Genomic DNA, 16,184 nt, shown 5'->3' with positions numbered 1-16,184 from the left:
CGCAAAGGCAAAAGGATCTCATAGGCACTCAACCGAGGTGGCGATGATGCCGAGTTGGTTCACGCATGAAAAGGCCAAAGTCCCCACGCCCTCACCTGCCCCTATTCTCGAGGGCTATTACGCGCCGATGACGGCAAAAGCGCTGCTCGCCGCGGAGCACCGCCAGAAGCTGCTCGAGCGCATCTGGCAATACACGGCGATGTCCCAGCCGCAATTCGAGCAGCTTTACCTAAACCCGATCCGCCGCTACGCCGGCTATGTCCAGCAGTTGCCGGCCAGTGAAAGCCACCACCATGCCTACCCCGGCGGCATGCTCGACCATGGCCTGGAACTGGTGGCCTGCAGTCTCAAGCTGCGCCAGTCCCATCTGCTGCCCAGCGGTGCTGCTCCGGAGGACCAGGCGGCCCAGGCCGATGCCTGGAGCGCCGGAGTTGCCTACGGCGCCCTGCTCCACGACATCGGCAAGATCGCCGTCGACCTGCAGGTGGAATACCAGCACGGTCAACCTTGGCACCCTTGGCACGGCCCCCTGAATCAACCCTATCGCTTTCGCTACCTGAAAGGCCGCGATTACCAGTTGCACGGCGCCTCTGCCGGCCTGCTATACACCCAGGTGCTGGACCGCGCCATCCTTGATTGGCTCAGCGGCTACCCCGCTTTGTGGGGCAAGCTGCTGTACCTGCTGGCCAACCACTACGAGCACGCCGGCATCCTCGGCGAGCTGGTCCTGCAGGCCGACCGTGTCTCGACGGCGCAGAACATCGGCGCCAACCCCAGCAAAGCCTTGCAAGCGCCCAGGCACTCGCTGCAGCACCACCTGCTCACCGGCCTGCGTCACCTGGTGAAGAACGAGTTCAAGCTCAATCAGCCTGGCGCCGCCGGCTGGCTCACCGCTGAGCACCTGTGGCTGGTTAGTAAGACCGCCACCGACAAACTGCGCACCTACCTGCTGACCCAGTCCGTGGACGGCATCCCCTCCTCCAACATCGCCCTGTTCGATGAGCTGCAGTCTCACGGGTTGGTCGAGGCCACGCCCGATGGCAAGGCCATCTGGACAGCTACGGTCAGCGACGCAAATTGGCAGCAACAGTTTACCTTCTTACGACTCCGGTCCTCCTTGATTTGGGCAGGAGAGATCACGCCTCCACGCTTTGCTGGCACGGTCAACCCAGTCAACCATGCCGAATTCGACGATGTTCAGCCGCCACCATCAACTGACACCAAGCGCCCTTCTCCCACATCGGCTAACCCACCCTCGCCAGACAGGCCCCGGCTGGAAGTGTCAAGTTTCTACATACCCGACGCGCATGACAGCGATCACCTAGGACCTTTGCTTGAGCTGTTCGAGACGCCCGACTCCCAACAGTGCGACTCTTTACCTGATACGTCGGCTGCAGCAGAGCAAAACAAGGAGCTTGGCCACAAATTTCTAGAGTGGTTACGTGCCGGACTGAAGAGTCACGCGCTGATAATTAATGACAGCGCCGCTAAAGTGCACACCGTAAACGCCACATACTTCCTGGTCACTCCCGGAATATTTCAGCGCTATGCTCAAGAGCATCAACTCATGAAAGATCCCACCAACAACTACGAAGCATGGGTGAATGTGCAAAAGGCTTTTGAAAGGTTGAACTACCACCAACGTGATGCTATGGGTCTCAACATCTGGAGCTGCCAGGTGCAAGGCCCACGCAGAAAAGCAAAGTTGAACGGCTACTTACTCTCAGACCCTAAGATGATTGCCCGGCCTTTACCATCCGACAACCCTTTCCTAAGCCTAATTCAAAGAGAGCATTAAAAATAGCGAAGACAAAACCACTAACAGAATACATCAGGGCGCTAATAAACTTATGGAAAAAACTAAACATGACCAATTGCAACATAATCCTCATCGCCGTCCGTGAGGCTTAGCCATTCAAGCCTCCACTGATCAACCTTCATCAGGTCAGCCAAGGTTATTTTATTGTCCGCAATAGCCGCACAATTTTCTAAACATATTTTTTCAGCAACATCGGGAGACCCGTATTGCTCGACCAGAAAACACCTCAATGTCTCAGCGAGAGCTTCACATTCTTTCCTAGCAGTGACAGCATCATACTCAGTGCTATAGACGATAAAAATACTAAGACAGTAAGGCTCATCCTCAAGCTCTACATTTTTATCGCCATCCAACCCAATAAACATTGCAACAACATGCTCTGAAACAGGCTCGGTAAAACGAGCTATGCAACGCTCAACTGTATCTTTCTTCCCTACTTTCTGTTGCAAGTGGCGCTCAAAAGCATTCGGATACGCAGGGCGCCCAAACCGCGCGCTCAGCCACTGCTTCAAGACTCTCTTTTCAGGCTCCGATAAGAAAAAATCGTGGTCAGGACCAGAAAGCTTCGTGGAAAAATCGGATTTCCCTACTAGCACTCTTGACTTAAAGCTTAGCTCTAAGAAAATTTCAGTACCTTCACGCTCCAATTTCAGATGAAGCTTTCTAGGATTTCGGCTGCCGAGCATCGTTTTGTCAGGCGAAACAGCCCGACATACAATTACTTCAACCACCTCCTCTTTTTCATGAGGAATATCACAGTCGTGTGAAATAACTATTGCGTAGGTATCGCCCTCTCCGGCAATACCAACAGCACCCAACTCACCTTGCTTGATTAGACTTCCCTGTCTCCAAGCTGTATTCCGACCGATCAATCTTCATCTTCCTAGACATCATCAGAGAAAGGGATTGAAATTGTAGCTTTCCAATCATCCGTCCGTTTTTGTTGCAGCTTGGATATCCCAGATGAATCGTATGCAACATCCATAGCTTTTGACTCGGCAATCAACATCGAGAGACAGGCAGAGTAATCCGCACCATCCTTAAACAAGTCTAGCACAGACTTACCCTCGAACGCCTTCATTCGCAACAGATCACCCGGTCGACTAACTGAAGCCTCGTTGAAGAGATCTGCAATCCTACTCAGCTCACTTAACCTCTCGAGTTTTTCCTGTTCAGGCATGGAAGAACCAGCAAGCCATTTATAAATAGACTGCCTAGTAACACCGAATAGGCCCGCAGTTTCTGAAACAGGCAAAGCCAGAATATTTTTTACATTCTCCAGATGTTGGACAGGACTCCGGACATCCACTCCTGCATATTTGAAAGACGAACTCTCAGCAGTTTGAATTAACCTATCCGCTTTTGGCTTGGCGTAAGCAGCAGATCTATCATAGTTAAGTGGAGTGGCATTACTACCCGTCCCCATGAACAATCCGAAAACTACAAGCGCAGTTCTAGCAGCGACGTTCACAGCACCACTATTTCGTGTTGCGATTGCGAGATTTGAAGAGTACATGGCGCTATCCTTAGGACCAACGTGAAAAAGCGTATTCAGTGGCTATGGTACGGAAGCATTGTCTAAGCGGCCCACGCAAAGCGACAAGTTTCTCATATACCACACTCGAAACCATAGGTGTCGGTTCTTGAATGAAGTGATCTATATCAATCACCGCATGCTCCTTTGGCTCCGAAAATACAAATTTTTTCTTCAGCACCACGGATCGTGGTTGCAGATCGACAGGAAACCCTAAAAGTGCCTGGGGCGTCTTGTAAATTTTCGAAACCATGACACCTTGCTCTGTCTTGAATCCAGCCTCCCAAGCTCCGCCAATCCAAGGCAAACCGAAATCGACACCTTGGACTTGCGGATGTAGATACTGATTCAGAGATTCGCCTTCGCCTGGCACGATAGCATCAAGGTATCTGATTCCAATTCGGGAAATATCCCCAATACTAGCGACTTCATTTACGACATCTAAGCCAGCACAAAGCGAAGCAAAAAAAGCCTCATGATCGCAATAATCAGTAGCTTGAAAGGTCAGAAAATCTGTACCCAATACGTATCCAGAAAGCCGGTCAGCACTAGTGAAAAACCAATTTGGGGTTTCAGTGATTTTAGGCTTCGCTTCACCAGAAAGGTTTAAATCAGTAAATTCAAAACTCTGAGACTTTTCCATCTCGAAGATCGGAAATCCTGATCTGCGTAGCCGATCCTGAATTTCACTAGAAAATTTTTCCATGAGCGCAACGGGATTGAACCTAACCTGGGCTAAGGCGTAGTACACCGGAGCATTCGCAAGCGTAGCGCTCATTTCAGACCTCTGTTTCATGATGGCATTTCGGATTCAGCTTTCACTGGCAGTTTACACATCGGTTGTCAGCGCCTCAAGACGAAATTTGCGTTTTTACGCAAAGCGATTCTGCAGCGAGCGGCCGAAGGCCGGTGGCCACAGGCCACAGAGGACTGAGTTGTAGGGCCAACGAGCCTGCGATGCCGAGCTCGAATCGAAGCATTGATCTGGCCCCAGCCGACTGGAAAACGTACCCGCCTGCGAAGCCCCCCCTAGACAAGTCCCTCATGTAGACAAACGACCTCGCATACCACACCGTAAGGTAAAGGGCGAATCAAGGTAAAAAACCAGATTTCGTCCGACTTGGAAGGATAGGTTGGTATCTGGCAGTCCGCCGTGCGCACGCTAAGCACTGCATGGGGACTTTTCCAAAATTCTTCACCCGCCCAACAACTCCGCGATCAGTGGGGCAAAAAGTGGGGGCAAAATTAAAAAGCGTAGCAAATGAGCAGGCACAAAAAAATCCAGCCACCGCTAAGTGGCTGGATTTTCTACAAAAATATGGTCGGGACGGAGTGATTCGAACACTCGACCCCTAGCACCCCATACACAAGGTCGACATTGCGCCAAAAAAAAAGCCGCGCATAGCCCGGCTTTACTTTTCAGTACAATCTGTCAGACGTTGAGGCACAAATATTTGATTTCCAAGTAGTCTTCGATGCCGTACTTGGAGCCTTCACGGCCCAGGCCCGAAGCCTTGATGCCGCCGAACGGCGCCACTTCGTTGGAGATCAGGCCGGTGTTGATACCCACCATGCCGTATTCCAGCGCTTCGGCAACGCGGAACACACGGCTCATGTCACGGGCGTAGAAGTAAGACGCCAGGCCGAACTCGGTGTCGTTGGACATGGCGATCACTTCGGCTTCATCTTTGAAGCGGAACAGCGGCGCCAGCGGGCCGAAGGTTTCTTCCTTGGCCACGGCAGCGTTCTTCGGCACGTTGACCAGCACGGTCGGCTCGAAGAAGTTGCCTTCCATGGCGTTGCCGCCGGTCAGCACCGTGGCGCCCTTGCTAAGGGCGTCGGCGATGTGTTCCTTGACCTTGGCCACGGCCTTGTCGTCGATCAGCGGGCCAGTGGTGGTGCCCTCTTCCAGACCGTTGCCGATCTTCAGTTTGTTCACGGCCACTTTCAGTTTCTCGGCGAAGGCGTCGTAGACACCGTCCTGCACGTAGATGCGGTTGGCGCAGACGCAGGTCTGGCCGTTGTTGCGGTACTTGGAGATGATCGCGCCTTCGACGGCCTTATCCAGGTCGGCGTCGTCGAACACGATGAACGGCGCGTTGCCGCCCAGCTCCAGGGAGACCTTCTTGATGTCCTTGGCGCATTCGGACATCAGCTGGCGACCGATTTCGGTCGAGCCGGTGAATGACAGTTTGCGCACGATCGGGTTGCCGGTCAGCTCGCTGCCGATGTCGCCAGCGCTGCCGGTCACCACGCTGAACACGCCTTGCGGAATGCCGGCGCGCTCGGCCAGTTCGGCCAGGGCCAGGGCCGAGAACGGCGTCTGCGAAGCAGGCTTGAGCACCATGGTGCAGCCAGCGGCCAGGGCCGGGCCGGCTTTACGGGTGATCATGGCGGCCGGGAAGTTCCACGGGGTGATGGCCGCGGTAACGCCGATTGGCTGCTTGATGACGATCAGGCGCTTGTCTGGCTGGTGGCCAGGGATGGTATCGCCGTAGACGCGCTTTGCTTCCTCTGCGAACCACTCGATGAACGAGGCGGCGTAGGCGATTTCGCCCTTGGCTTCGGCCAGCGGCTTGCCTTGTTCCAGGGTCATCAGGCGAGCCAGGTCATCCTGGTTCTCGATCATCAGTTCGAACCAGCGGCGCAGCTTGTTCGAGCGTTCCTTGGCGGTCAGTGCACGCCAGGCTGGCAGCGCCTTGTCTGCGGCTTCGATGGCGCGGCGGGTTTCGGCGGCGCCCATCTTTGGCACGGTACCCAGGATCTCTCCCGTGGCCGGGTTGGTGACCTTGATGGTCTGGCCGTTGTCCGCGTCTGCCCACACACCATCGAGGTAGGCTTGTTGGCGGAGTAACCTCACATCTGTAATTTGCATTAGTGAATGTCCAGAAAAATGGGGGACAGCTGCTGCGGGAGCCTGAATTCAGAGCGCGATGATTGCCTTGAGCACGGTCTTGAAGGTGTCGATCTGCTCAGCGTTGAACTGGCCGAAGACTTTTTCCTGCTGCTCACGGGCAATAGTCCAGAGAGCTTCGGTCTCATCGATACCCTTAACGGTCAAGCGCACGCGTTCCTCATCGTCGCTGACCAGCCCCTTACGCTTGAGGTTAGCCACCGCCTCATCAATTTCTCGCGCCGGCATCGCCACCTCACGCTGCAGGTCGCAGCGACTTAGGCCCGCGTCGCTCTCCAACACCATCAGCATGCGCGCTTCGCTTGTACGCAGACCAGTGGACAACTGGCGAGGCTGGTAGCTGGCCTGATAGGTGCGCAGAGCCTGGGTCATGAGGTAGTACAAGTTGTGGCTCAAGCGACCTTGGAAATGACTGCTCGGCGCCTGTCCCTCTGCGCGCTTAGTCATACGCGTGTGCGGCAGCACCATGGAGTAGGCGCCCTGATGATAAAGCAGCGGCGAGCGGCCAAAGTCGTCAAAATTAACCACTTTGCCAATCATGATCCAGTGATCACCGCCATCAACCTGCTGGTATTTCTCACAGTGAAAGCGCGCCGAACAGTCGGCGAATACGGGAGCACCACCTTCGCCAGGCTCAAATTCAATTTCGGCGAAGCGATCGTCCTTGGGACGTGCGAAGTTGTTGGACAAATCAATCTGGTCGGCTGCCAAGATATTGACAGCAAAATGGCTCGCCTGCTCAAACACCTCATGGCTGCTGGAGCGCTTATCGATGCTCCAAAGAATCAACGGTGGATCAAGCGAAACGGAGTTGAAACTGTTGGCAGTAACTCCAACTTTACGACCATCTTCGGTTGCTGCTGTCACGACGGTCACGCCAGTGGCGAAATTGCCCAGAGCGCGGCGAAAAGAGCGGGTATCGAATTCTGTGGACATGCTGGACTCCCAGACCGGCGAGGGACCGGCCATGATTGTTGTTATGGATGAGACAGAAAGCGCAGATGGATCAGACCATAGTGGGGTCAGGCTCTAGCCCCATTAATTCGCGACCTAAGATTTGCGCACAGACGTCGTAGTCGGTGTAGGCATGGGCGCCGGTGAGGTGAGCGTCACGGAACAAGCGTTGCAGTTCGTTGGTCTCGAACCACGCCCCGCCACCCGCTGCTTCCATCAGCCGGTCAACTGCCTGGATGCACATCTTGGTGGCGTAGCCCTGGTTGGTGCGCCAGAAGGCCAGAGTCTCGCGGCTAGGGTAACGATGGGCCCCGCTATGCTCGGCGTGCTCCTGCCAGGTTTTTTCCAGGAAAGCACGCGCGGCGGCGACCTGGTGGGTGGATTCGGCCAGGCGCATCAAGGCCGGGGTGGCTGCGCCCACTGCGGCACCCGTGTAGGCGCGGACGCGGTTGCGGGTTTTCTCTCTGAACACCTCCAGCATGCGTTCAGCCACACCAAGGCTGACGGTAGAGAAGCCGCTGGCGAAATAGGGACGGTACGGTGAGTAGAAGATCTTGCTGTCGGGGTACAGGCCAAACCCGGCAGACTTGCCTTCCATCATGTCCTTGGCCTTCTGGATACGGTGCTCGGGCACGAAGGCGTTGTCGATGATCAGGGTCTTGCTGCCGCTGCCACGCATGCCTACCGCGTACCAGTCGTCACGAATCTGGTAGTCGCTGCGCGGCAGCACCGCGAAGCAATAGTCCTGGCTGCCTTCGGCGTTCGTGCGGCGGAAGCCGACGATGGCCCACTCGGCGTGATCGCAGCCGCTGCTCCAGCCCATTTCGCCGCTAAAGCTCACGCCCCCGTCCACTTCCTCCGTACGGCCGAACGGCGCGATACTGCTGCTGGCCGTGGCGTCGGGGTTCTCGCCCCACACTTCTTCCTGCAGCCGGGCGGGGAACATCGCCAGCTGATGGCTATGAGTGCACAGCAGGCTCATGGCCCAGGCGGTGCTCGCGCACGCGCCAGCCAGTAGGGCGATGCAGTCTGCGAACTGTGGCAGGGAGATTTCCATGCCGCCGAACTTCTTAGGCAGGAAGGCCCGGTGCATACCGATGCTTTTCAACAGGGCGATGTTTTCGGCGGGCACGCTGCGATCTTTTTCGGCGACAAAGGCGTTGGCGGCGATGGGCGGCAGGACGGCCTTGAGGTCTTCAAGCAGGGGGTTGGGCTTTTTCATGGTGCCACTCTGTTTATTATTGGGATAGCGGGAGCCTTCCAGGTTGCTGCACCGTCGCTGAACATACAGCACCAACGATGCCCAACTCAGGCTCAGTCAAGAATGCCTATCCAGTATGTGTTTCGACATCCACTCGGAAAATGCACGTTCCACATTGCCGATTGCACTTTTCACGGACCCTACTACTGATTCGCCCAGGTCAACTCCGAAAGTGCAAGCGATCCCCTGCAAATTACATTTCGTCCTTCGGAATACCTGCCCAATAGCTAAACACTACCTCCGAAGATCTGCCCCTCTTACGCATCGTCACACCTGCTACAGGCATCTTAAACACACCCCTCCCTGTTGATTCGTGGTAGCTGAAAACTCGGCCGGCCTTTCAGGCGAGATCGATACCTAGGAGCCCCCTATCCAACGCCTGCACATGAAAAGTGCAATCAGTCCCAGCGAAACGCCATTTCCCGCGGCACCGGCAAGGGCAATCATGGAGCCCACGTCACAAGCCTGCGATAACAATAATGAGCACGCCGTCACCCCTTCAAACCCGCCTGCCGCTGCCGGTATTCACCCGGGGTCATTTGCGCGTAGCGCTGGAAAAACCGGCTGAAATACGCCGGGTCCTTGAACCCCAACGCGAAACAGATTTCGTTGGCCGAGCTGCCGGTGTACAGCAGCAACCGCCGCGCTTCCTGCATCAGGCGCTCCTGGATAAGCCGCTTGGACGGCAGGTCAGCGATACGCCGGCACACGTCGTTGAGCCGCGCCTCGGTCACGCCGATGCCGCAGGCGTAGCTGGACAGCGGCCAGTGCTGGCGGTAGTGCACTTCGATCAATTCATTGAAGCGGTGGAAGATCTTCAGGTCTTCATGGCGCGCCGGGCGCGCGGCCAGCGAGTTGGCGCACAGGCGCAGCAGGCTGATCATGATCAAGCGCGTCAGGTATTCCAGGGCTGCCGCACGCCCCGGCTGGTCGGCCTCGATTTCGCACGCCAGCTCGTCAAACAACCGCTCCAGCCGGGCGATCTCGCCGCTGAACTCAGGCCCCAAATGCGCCAACGCCACGCAGGCAGCCGGCAACTGCGGGCCGGGCGCCAGCGCCGCGTCGGATTCGATCAATTGCCACACCAGTTGCTGACGCACCGTCAGCACATGTCCATCGGCGTCGGCCTCGGTGACGAACGAGTGCGGAACGGTCGGCGGCGTGAGGAAAAACATCGGCCCCGATTCCACGTATTGCTGGTCGTCCAGGTACACCCGCACGGTACCGGTCTTGACGTAATGCACCTGGAAAAACCGGTCGTGGCGGTGCACCGGCATGTTGCGGCCAAAGAACCCCGCCAGGTTGCCCAGGCGGTCGTAGTGCACCTCGGCGTCGCTGTAGCGCTGGTCGTAGACCTGGCCAATGTTGATGTTGGGGATGGGTTGCCTGTCCTTCATGTCGCGACCTCGATGTTCTTGTTATGGCATGGCTGGCCGGCCCGCACGGCCATTGTGCCACGCTTGACGATGATTAACTTCTTAATTATAAAGTTAACACATTAATTACTTTTCGCAGGGCCGCAACGCCCTGCCCCACCAGGAGAACCGCATGACCCGTGCCCTGCATGACATTGCGACCGGTACCCTGTTCGGCGTTGCGCTGAACTACCAGGGCCTGCTGCACCAACGCCTCGCCGAATTCGACCAGCCGCCCTACAAGCAGGCGCCGGTCAAGCCGGTGCTGTTCATCAAGACCCCCAACACCCGCAACGTGCACCAGGGCGACGTGGTCTACCCAGCCGGCGTCGAGCACCTGCAACCCGGCCCGGCGCTGGGCGTGGTGATCGCCAAGGACGCCAGCCGCGTCAGCGCCGCCGATGCCCTGGCCTACGTGGCCGGCTACACCATCGTCAACGAATTCAGCCTGCCGGAAGACAGCTACTACCGCCCTGCGGTGAAAGCCAAGTGCCGCGACGGTTTCTGCGCCCTGGGCCCGACCCTGGTGCCGGTGGACGCCATCGCTGACCCGCACCAGCTGACCCTCAAGCTGTTCGTCAACGATGAACTGGTGCAGGAAAACACCACCGCCAACCTGGTGCGCGGCATCCCGCAACTGATCGCCGAACTCAGCGAGTTCATGACCCTGCACGCTGGCGACGTACTGATCACCGGCACCCCCGAGGGCCGCGTCGACGTCCGCCCCGGCGACCGCGTGGACGTGGACATCACCGGCCTTGGCCGGCTCACCAACCGCATCGTGGCCGAGTAAGGGAACGCAGATGAAACACGCCAAAATCCGTTTTGAAGGCCAGGACCACGCGGTCACCGTCGAGGCCGACAACGCCGTGCGCCTGGCCGATGGCCGCCTGTTAAACGAGGACCAGGTGCAGTGGCTGCCGCCCGCCAGCGGCAGCATGTTCGCCCTGGGCCTGAACTACGCCGACCACGCCAAGGAGCTGGCCTTCGCGCCGCCCACCGAGCCGCTGGCCTTCGTCAAGTCGCCAGGCACCTACACCGGCCACAACCAGGTCACCTGGCGCCCGGACAACGTCGCCTACATGCACTACGAGTGCGAACTGGTGGCGGTGATCGGCAAGCCGGCGCGCAACGTCAAGCGCGAGGACGCCCTGCAGTACGTGGCCGGCTACACGGTGTGCAACGACTACGCGATCCGCGACTACCTGGAAAACTACTACCGCCCCAACCTGCGGGTGAAAAACCGCGACGCCACCACCCCGGTCGGCCCGTGGATCGTCGACGTCAGTGACGTGCCCGACGTCAGCAACCTGACCCTGCGCACCTGGATCAATGGCGAGCTGCGCCAGGAAGGCAGCACCGCCGACATGATCTTCGACATCCCGTTTTTGATCGAATACCTGTCCAGCTTCATGACCCTGCAACCGGGCGACATGATCGCCACCGGCACGCCCGAAGGCCTGGCCGATGTGGTGCCGGGCGATGAAGTGGTGGTGGAAGTGGAAGGCGTGGGCCGGCTGGTCAACCGTATCGTCAGCGAAGCTGATTTCTTCAAGAACAATAAGGCGTAATCATCATGATCAAGCACTGGATCAACGGCCGCGAAGTGGAAAGCAAGGACGTGTTCGTCAACTACAACCCGGCCACCGGCGAGGCCATTGGTGAAGTCGCCAGCGGCGGCGCCGAGGAAGTCGCGCAAGCCGTGGCTGCAGCCAAGGAAGCCTTTCCGAAATGGGCGGCGACGCCCGCCAAGGAACGCGCCAAACTGATGCGTAAACTGGGCGAGCTGATCGACCAGAACGTGCCGCACCTGGCCGAGCTGGAGACCCTGGACACCGGCCTGCCGATTCACCAGACCAAGAATGTGCTGATCCCGCGCGCCTCGCACAACTTCGACTTCTTCGCCGAAGTGTGCACGCGCATGGACGGCCACAGCTACCCGGTCGACGACCAGATGCTCAACTACACCCTGTACCAGCCGGTGGGCGTGTGTGGCCTGGTGTCGCCGTGGAACGTGCCGTTCATGACCGCCACCTGGAAAACCGCGCCGTGCCTGGCGCTGGGCAACACGGCGGTGTTGAAGATGAGTGAACTGTCGCCGCTGACCGCCAACGAACTGGGGCGCCTGGCCGTGGAAGCCGGCATCCCCAACGGCGTGCTCAACGTGATCCAGGGTTACGGCGCCACCGCCGGCGATGCCCTGGTGCGCCACCCGGACGTGCGCGCCATCTCCTTCACCGGCGGTACCGCCACCGGCAAGAAGATCATGCAGACCGCAGGCCTGAAGAAATACTCCATGGAACTGGGCGGCAAGTCGCCGGTGCTGATCTTCGAGGACGCCGACCTTGAGCGCGCCCTGGACGCCGCGCTGTTCACCATCTTCTCGCTCAACGGCGAGCGCTGCACCGCCGGCAGCCGTATCTTCATCCAGGAAAGCGTGTACCCGCAGTTCGTCGCCGAGTTCGCCGCGCGCGCCAAGCGCCTGATCGTCGGTGACCCGCAAGACCCGAAAACCCAGGTCGGCTCGATGATCACCCAGGCCCACTACGACAAGGTCACCGGCTACATCAAGATCGGCCTGGAAGAAGGCGCCACCCTGCTGGCCGGCGGCCTGGAGCGCCCGGCCAACCTGCCGGCGCACCTGGCGCGCGGGCAATTCATCCAGCCCACGGTGTTCGCTGACGTGAACAACAACATGCGCATTGCCCAGGAAGAGATCTTCGGCCCGGTGGTGTGCCTGATCCCGTTCAAGGACGAGGCCGAAGCGCTGAAGCTGGCCAACGACACCGAGTACGGCCTGGCCTCGTATATCTGGACCCAGGACATCGGCAAGGCACACCGCCTGGCCTATGGTATCGAGGCGGGCATGGTGTTCATCAACAGCCAGAACGTGCGCGACCTGCGTCAGCCGTTCGGCGGCGTGAAGGGCTCGGGCACCGGCCGTGAAGGTGGCCAGTACAGCTTCGAGGTGTTCGCCGAGATCAAGAACGTGTGCATCTCCATGGGCAGCCACCACATCCCGCGCTGGGGCGTATAAATCCCGTAGCCGCTGCCGCAGGCTGCGCTGGCCAGCATGCGCCCTGAAGTTCTGCAGTGTACTCCAGGGCCCGCGCAGCCTTCGGCAGCGGCTACGCCATAACAACAATCTTCAGGAGACGGACCATGGGCACCCTCGCCTTAGCCGCCAAGATCACCCACGTACCCTCCATGTACGTCAGCGAACTAGACGGCCCGATGAAGGGCTTCCGCCAGCCAGCCATCGACGGCCACCACGAGATCAGCCGCCGCTGCCGCGAGCTAGGCGTGGACACCATCGTGGTGTTCGACACCCACTGGCTGGTCAACGCCAACTACCACATCAACTGCGGCCCGCACTTCAAGGGCCTGTACACCAGCAACGAGCTGCCGCATTTCATCAGCAACATGAGCTATGAATTCCCCGGCAACCCCGAACTGGGACAGATCCTGGCCGAGGTGGGCAACCGCTTCGGCGTCGAGACCATGGCCCACCACGCCACCACCCTGGCGCCCGAGTACGGCACCCTGGTGCCCATGCGCTACATGAACCAGGACCAGCACTTCAAGGTGATCTCGGTCTCGTCGCTGTGCACCTCGCACTACCTCAACGACAGCGCCCGGCTGGGCTGGGCAATGCGCAAGGCGGTGGAGGACCACTACGACGGCACCGTGGCGTTCCTCGCCAGCGGCTCGCTGTCGCACCGCTTTGCCCAGAACGGCCAGGCGCCGCAGTTCGCCACGAAAATCTGGAGCCCGTTCCTGGAAACCCTGGACGAGCGCGTGGTGCAAATGTGGCAGAACGGTGAGTGGGAAGAGTTCTGCGGCATGCTGCCCGAGTACGCGGCCAAGGGCCACGGCGAAGGCTTCATGCACGACACCGCCATGCTGTTGGGGGCGCTGGGCTGGTCCGAGTACGACGGCAAGGTGGAGGTGCTGACGCCCTACTTCGCGGCCTCGGGCACTGGGCAGATCAACGCCATATTCCCGGTGACGCCGCAGGACGGGTCGCACATTCCCCCGGTGCAGGCTTCCAACCTGGCCAACGTAGTGTCCACGAGCCGCCTGTAAACAGGAGTCTTCCCATGCCGCATCTGGTACTGCTCTACACCCCGGACCTTGAACAGGAAGCCGATTTCAAGGGCCTGACCCGCGCCCTGGCCGACACCATGCTGGCCCAGCGTGACGAAGCCGGCAAACAGGTGTTCCCCACCGGCGGCACCCGCGTGCTGGCCTACCCGGCGCAGCACTGCGCGGTGGCCGATGGCAACGGCGACTACGGCTTTCTCTACGCCAACCTGCGCATGGCCGCCGGGCGCAGCGCCGCGGTGCACAAGGCGGTGGGCGATGCGCTGATCCAGGTGCTGGAAACACACCTGGCGCCGCTGCTGGAACGCCGCCCCGTGGGCATCACCCTGCAGATCGACGAAAGCCCCGGGCAGGTCTACGACGCCAAGCGCAGCAGCCTGCACCCCCTGTTCAACCAATGATTCCGAGGTTTCCCATGCTCGACCACGCCTTCATCCAGCAAGCCGCCCAGCGCCTCGACGACGCCGAGCGCAGCCGTGAACAGGTGCGCCAGTTCTCCCTGGACCAACCAAACATCACCATCGAGGACGCCTACGCCATCCAGCGCGTGTGGGTAGAGAACAAGATCAAGGCCGGGCGCAAGCTGGTGGGTCACAAGATCGGCCTGACCTCGCGGGCCATGCAGGTGTCCTCGAACATCACCGAGCCGGATTTTGGCGCGCTGCTGGACGACATGTTCTTCGACGAAGGCAGTGACATCCCCTTCAACCGCTTCATCGTGCCGCGCGTGGAGGTGGAACTGGCCTTCATCCTCGGCAAGCCGCTCAAGGGCCCCAACGTCACCGTCTTCGACGTGCTGGACGCCACCGAGTGGGTGATCCCGGCACTGGAAATCATCGACGCGCGCATCCAGCAGATTGATCCGCAGACCAAGGCCACCCGCAAGGTGTTCGACACCATCAGCGACAACGCCGCCAACGCTGGCGTGGTCATGGGCGGCCGCGCCGTGCGGCCCACCGAGATCGATCTGCGCAAAGTGCCGGCGGTGCTGTACCGCAATGGCGTGATCGAGGAATCGGGCGTGTCGGCTGCGGTGCTCAACCACCCGGCCAAGGGCGTGGCGTGGCTGGCCAACAAGCTGGCGGCCTATGACGTGACCCTGCAGCCGGGCCAGGTGATCCTGGGCGGTTCGTTCACCCGCCCCGTGGCCGCAAACCCGGGCGACACCTTCCATGTCGACTACGACATGCTCGGTTCCATCGCCTGCCGTTTTGTCTAACCCACCATCACCGTAGCCGCTGCCGCCAGGCTGCGCTGGCCCCTGGAGTACGCTGAACATCTCCAGGGCTCACGCGGGCCAGCGCAGCCTGCGGCAGCGGCTACAGGAGTTTTTGCATGATCATCAATACTTTCAAGCAACGCCTGCGCAGCGGCCAGGCACAGATTGGCCTGTGGCTGGGCCTGGCCAACCCTTACTGCGCCGAGTTGGCCGCCAATGCCGGCTTCGACTGGTTGCTGATCGACGGCGAACACGCCCCCAACGACCTGCGCAGCCTGCTGGGCCAGCTGCAGGCCGTGGCGCCCTACGCCAGCCAACCGGTGATCCGCCCGGTCATCGGCGACACCGCGCTGATCAAGCAGGTGCTGGACATCGGCGTGCAGACCCTGCTGGTGCCCATGGTGGAAAGCGCCGAACAGGCCCGTGAACTGGTGCGTGCCACCCATTACCCGCCGTTCGGCGTACGCGGCGTAGGCAGCGCCCTGGCGCGGGCGTCGCGCTGGAACACCGTGCCGGGTTACCTGGACCAGGCCGACGAGCAGATGTGCCTGCTGGTGCAGATCGAGAACCGCGAAGGGCTGGCCAACCTGGATGCCATTGCTGCGGTGGAAGGCGTGGATGGCGTGTTCATCGGCCCGGCGGACCTCAGCGCGGCCATGGGGCACCGTGGCAACCCTGGGCACCCCGAGGTGCAGGCGGCCATTGAAGACGCCATTGTGCGGATTCAGCAGGCTGGCAAGGCGGCAGGCATTCTCAGCGCCGATGAAAAGCTGGCGCGGCGTTACCTGGAATTGGGCGCCGCTTTCGTCGCGGTAGGCGTCGACACCACGGTGCTGATGCGTGGGTTGCAGGGCTTGGCGTCCACGTTCAAGGACACCCAGCTTCCCGCACCACCCTCAAGCGTCTACTGACACCTCTCCACTCTGTGGGACCGAGCTTCGCCCGGTCCCACAGGCAGGGGACG

General features: G+C 59.6%; 15 protein-coding genes. 8 read left to right on the top strand and 7 right to left on the bottom strand.

All coding sequences use genetic code 11. The features are described 5' to 3' along the window. Positions 1 to 43 precede the first annotated feature (43 nt). On the top strand, positions 44 to 1,798 hold the full coding sequence (gene mobH / locus HWQ56_RS10250) for a MobH family relaxase (RefSeq protein WP_176570362.1): 1,755 nt from the start codon (positions 44 to 46) through the stop codon (positions 1,796 to 1,798). A 62-nt stretch (positions 1,799 to 1,860) separates the two neighbouring features. Here mobH and HWQ56_RS10245 read toward each other — a convergent pair whose 3' ends face one another. The 7 genes from HWQ56_RS10245 to hpaA all read right to left on the bottom strand — a co-directional run bounded on the left by HWQ56_RS10245 (position 1,861) and on the right by hpaA (position 9,879). Next, complete coding sequence (locus HWQ56_RS10245) at positions 1,861 to 2,691, bottom strand: hypothetical protein (RefSeq protein ID WP_176570361.1); 831 nt, start codon at positions 2,689 to 2,691, stop codon at positions 1,861 to 1,863. A gap of 11 nt (positions 2,692 to 2,702) precedes the next feature. Then, the gene (locus HWQ56_RS10240) at positions 2,703 to 3,335 is read right to left on the bottom strand and encodes a hypothetical protein (RefSeq protein ID WP_176570360.1); all 633 of its coding nucleotides are present in this window, start codon (positions 3,333 to 3,335) and stop codon (positions 2,703 to 2,705) included. Between the two features lie 10 nt (positions 3,336 to 3,345). Then, a complete protein-coding gene (locus HWQ56_RS10235) occupies positions 3,346 to 4,131 on the bottom strand; it encodes a TIGR04255 family protein (protein WP_176570359.1) in 786 nt (261 codons plus the stop codon). Between the two features lie 654 nt (positions 4,132 to 4,785). After that, a complete protein-coding gene (gene gabD / locus HWQ56_RS10230) occupies positions 4,786 to 6,228 on the bottom strand; it encodes an NADP-dependent succinate-semialdehyde dehydrogenase (RefSeq protein WP_176570358.1) in 1,443 nt (480 codons plus the stop codon). A 48-nt stretch (positions 6,229 to 6,276) separates the two neighbouring features. After that, a complete protein-coding gene (locus tag HWQ56_RS10225) occupies positions 6,277 to 7,203 on the bottom strand; it encodes a p-hydroxyphenylacetate 3-hydroxylase reductase component (RefSeq protein WP_176570357.1) in 927 nt (308 codons plus the stop codon). A gap of 70 nt (positions 7,204 to 7,273) precedes the next feature. Continuing rightward, positions 7,274 to 8,443 (bottom strand): p-hydroxyphenylacetate 3-hydroxylase oxygenase component, encoded by a 1,170-nt coding sequence (locus HWQ56_RS10220; protein WP_176570356.1) that lies wholly within the window; start codon positions 8,441 to 8,443, stop codon positions 7,274 to 7,276. Between the two features lie 530 nt (positions 8,444 to 8,973). After that, complete coding sequence (gene hpaA / locus HWQ56_RS10215) at positions 8,974 to 9,879, bottom strand: 4-hydroxyphenylacetate catabolism regulatory protein HpaA (protein ID WP_176570355.1); 906 nt, start codon at positions 9,877 to 9,879, stop codon at positions 8,974 to 8,976. Between the two features lie 151 nt (positions 9,880 to 10,030). Here hpaA and HWQ56_RS10210 point away from each other — a divergent pair, with 151 nt between their 5' ends. The 7 genes from HWQ56_RS10210 to hpaI all read left to right on the top strand — a co-directional run bounded on the left by HWQ56_RS10210 (position 10,031) and on the right by hpaI (position 16,131). Then, on the top strand, positions 10,031 to 10,690 hold the full coding sequence (locus HWQ56_RS10210) for a fumarylacetoacetate hydrolase family protein (RefSeq protein WP_176570354.1): 660 nt from the start codon (positions 10,031 to 10,033) through the stop codon (positions 10,688 to 10,690). A 10-nt stretch (positions 10,691 to 10,700) separates the two neighbouring features. Then, a complete protein-coding gene (locus HWQ56_RS10205) occupies positions 10,701 to 11,468 on the top strand; it encodes a fumarylacetoacetate hydrolase family protein (protein WP_176570353.1) in 768 nt (255 codons plus the stop codon). A gap of 5 nt (positions 11,469 to 11,473) precedes the next feature. Then, on the top strand, positions 11,474 to 12,934 hold the full coding sequence (gene hpaE / locus HWQ56_RS10200) for a 5-carboxymethyl-2-hydroxymuconate semialdehyde dehydrogenase (protein ID WP_176570352.1): 1,461 nt from the start codon (positions 11,474 to 11,476) through the stop codon (positions 12,932 to 12,934). A 125-nt stretch (positions 12,935 to 13,059) separates the two neighbouring features. Continuing rightward, on the top strand, positions 13,060 to 13,983 hold the full coding sequence (hpaD, locus tag HWQ56_RS10195) for a 3,4-dihydroxyphenylacetate 2,3-dioxygenase (RefSeq protein ID WP_176570351.1): 924 nt from the start codon (positions 13,060 to 13,062) through the stop codon (positions 13,981 to 13,983). 14 nt (positions 13,984 to 13,997) lie between these two features. Next, positions 13,998 to 14,402, top strand: a complete 405-nt coding sequence (locus tag HWQ56_RS10190) for a 5-carboxymethyl-2-hydroxymuconate isomerase (protein WP_176570350.1) — start codon at positions 13,998 to 14,000, stop codon at positions 14,400 to 14,402. A 14-nt stretch (positions 14,403 to 14,416) separates the two neighbouring features. Further along, entirely contained in the window at positions 14,417 to 15,220 is an 804-nt protein-coding gene (hpaH, locus tag HWQ56_RS10185) for a 2-oxo-hept-4-ene-1,7-dioate hydratase (protein ID WP_176570349.1), read from the top strand. Between the two features lie 116 nt (positions 15,221 to 15,336). Further along, complete coding sequence (gene hpaI / locus HWQ56_RS10180; RefSeq protein ID WP_176570348.1) at positions 15,337 to 16,131, top strand: 4-hydroxy-2-oxoheptanedioate aldolase; 795 nt, start codon at positions 15,337 to 15,339, stop codon at positions 16,129 to 16,131. Positions 16,132 to 16,184 lie beyond the last annotated feature (53 nt).

It is taken from the genome of Pseudomonas eucalypticola (assembly GCF_013374995.1).
Classification (GTDB): domain Bacteria; phylum Pseudomonadota; class Gammaproteobacteria; order Pseudomonadales; family Pseudomonadaceae; genus Aquipseudomonas; species Aquipseudomonas eucalypticola.
The sequence above is the reverse complement of the archived record's forward strand: the minus strand, read 5'-3'. Positions and strand labels throughout refer to the sequence as shown.

What these genes read in the sequence shown, in the direction of transcription:
- mobH (WP_176570362.1), top strand. Translation starts at nt 44, where the DNA reads ATGATGCCGAGTTGGTTCACGCATGAAAAGGCCAAAGTCCCCACGCCC.
- HWQ56_RS10240 (WP_176570360.1), bottom strand. Translation starts at nt 3,335, where the DNA reads ATGTACTCTTCAAATCTCGCAATCGCAACACGAAATAGTGGTGCTGTG.
- HWQ56_RS10235 (WP_176570359.1), bottom strand. Translation starts at nt 4,131, where the DNA reads ATGAGCGCTACGCTTGCGAATGCTCCGGTGTACTACGCCTTAGCCCAG.
- gabD (WP_176570358.1), bottom strand. Translation starts at nt 6,228, where the DNA reads ATGCAAATTACAGATGTGAGGTTACTCCGCCAACAAGCCTACCTCGAT.
- HWQ56_RS10225 (WP_176570357.1), bottom strand. Translation starts at nt 7,203, where the DNA reads ATGTCCACAGAATTCGATACCCGCTCTTTTCGCCGCGCTCTGGGCAAT.
- HWQ56_RS10220 (WP_176570356.1), bottom strand. Translation starts at nt 8,443, where the DNA reads ATGAAAAAGCCCAACCCCCTGCTTGAAGACCTCAAGGCCGTCCTGCCG.
- hpaA (WP_176570355.1), bottom strand. Translation starts at nt 9,879, where the DNA reads ATGAAGGACAGGCAACCCATCCCCAACATCAACATTGGCCAGGTCTAC.
- HWQ56_RS10210 (WP_176570354.1), top strand. Translation starts at nt 10,031, where the DNA reads ATGACCCGTGCCCTGCATGACATTGCGACCGGTACCCTGTTCGGCGTT.
- HWQ56_RS10205 (WP_176570353.1), top strand. Translation starts at nt 10,701, where the DNA reads ATGAAACACGCCAAAATCCGTTTTGAAGGCCAGGACCACGCGGTCACC.
- hpaE (WP_176570352.1), top strand. Translation starts at nt 11,474, where the DNA reads ATGATCAAGCACTGGATCAACGGCCGCGAAGTGGAAAGCAAGGACGTG.
- hpaD (WP_176570351.1), top strand. Translation starts at nt 13,060, where the DNA reads ATGGGCACCCTCGCCTTAGCCGCCAAGATCACCCACGTACCCTCCATG.
- HWQ56_RS10190 (WP_176570350.1), top strand. Translation starts at nt 13,998, where the DNA reads ATGCCGCATCTGGTACTGCTCTACACCCCGGACCTTGAACAGGAAGCC.
- hpaH (WP_176570349.1), top strand. Translation starts at nt 14,417, where the DNA reads ATGCTCGACCACGCCTTCATCCAGCAAGCCGCCCAGCGCCTCGACGAC.
- hpaI (WP_176570348.1), top strand. Translation starts at nt 15,337, where the DNA reads ATGATCATCAATACTTTCAAGCAACGCCTGCGCAGCGGCCAGGCACAG.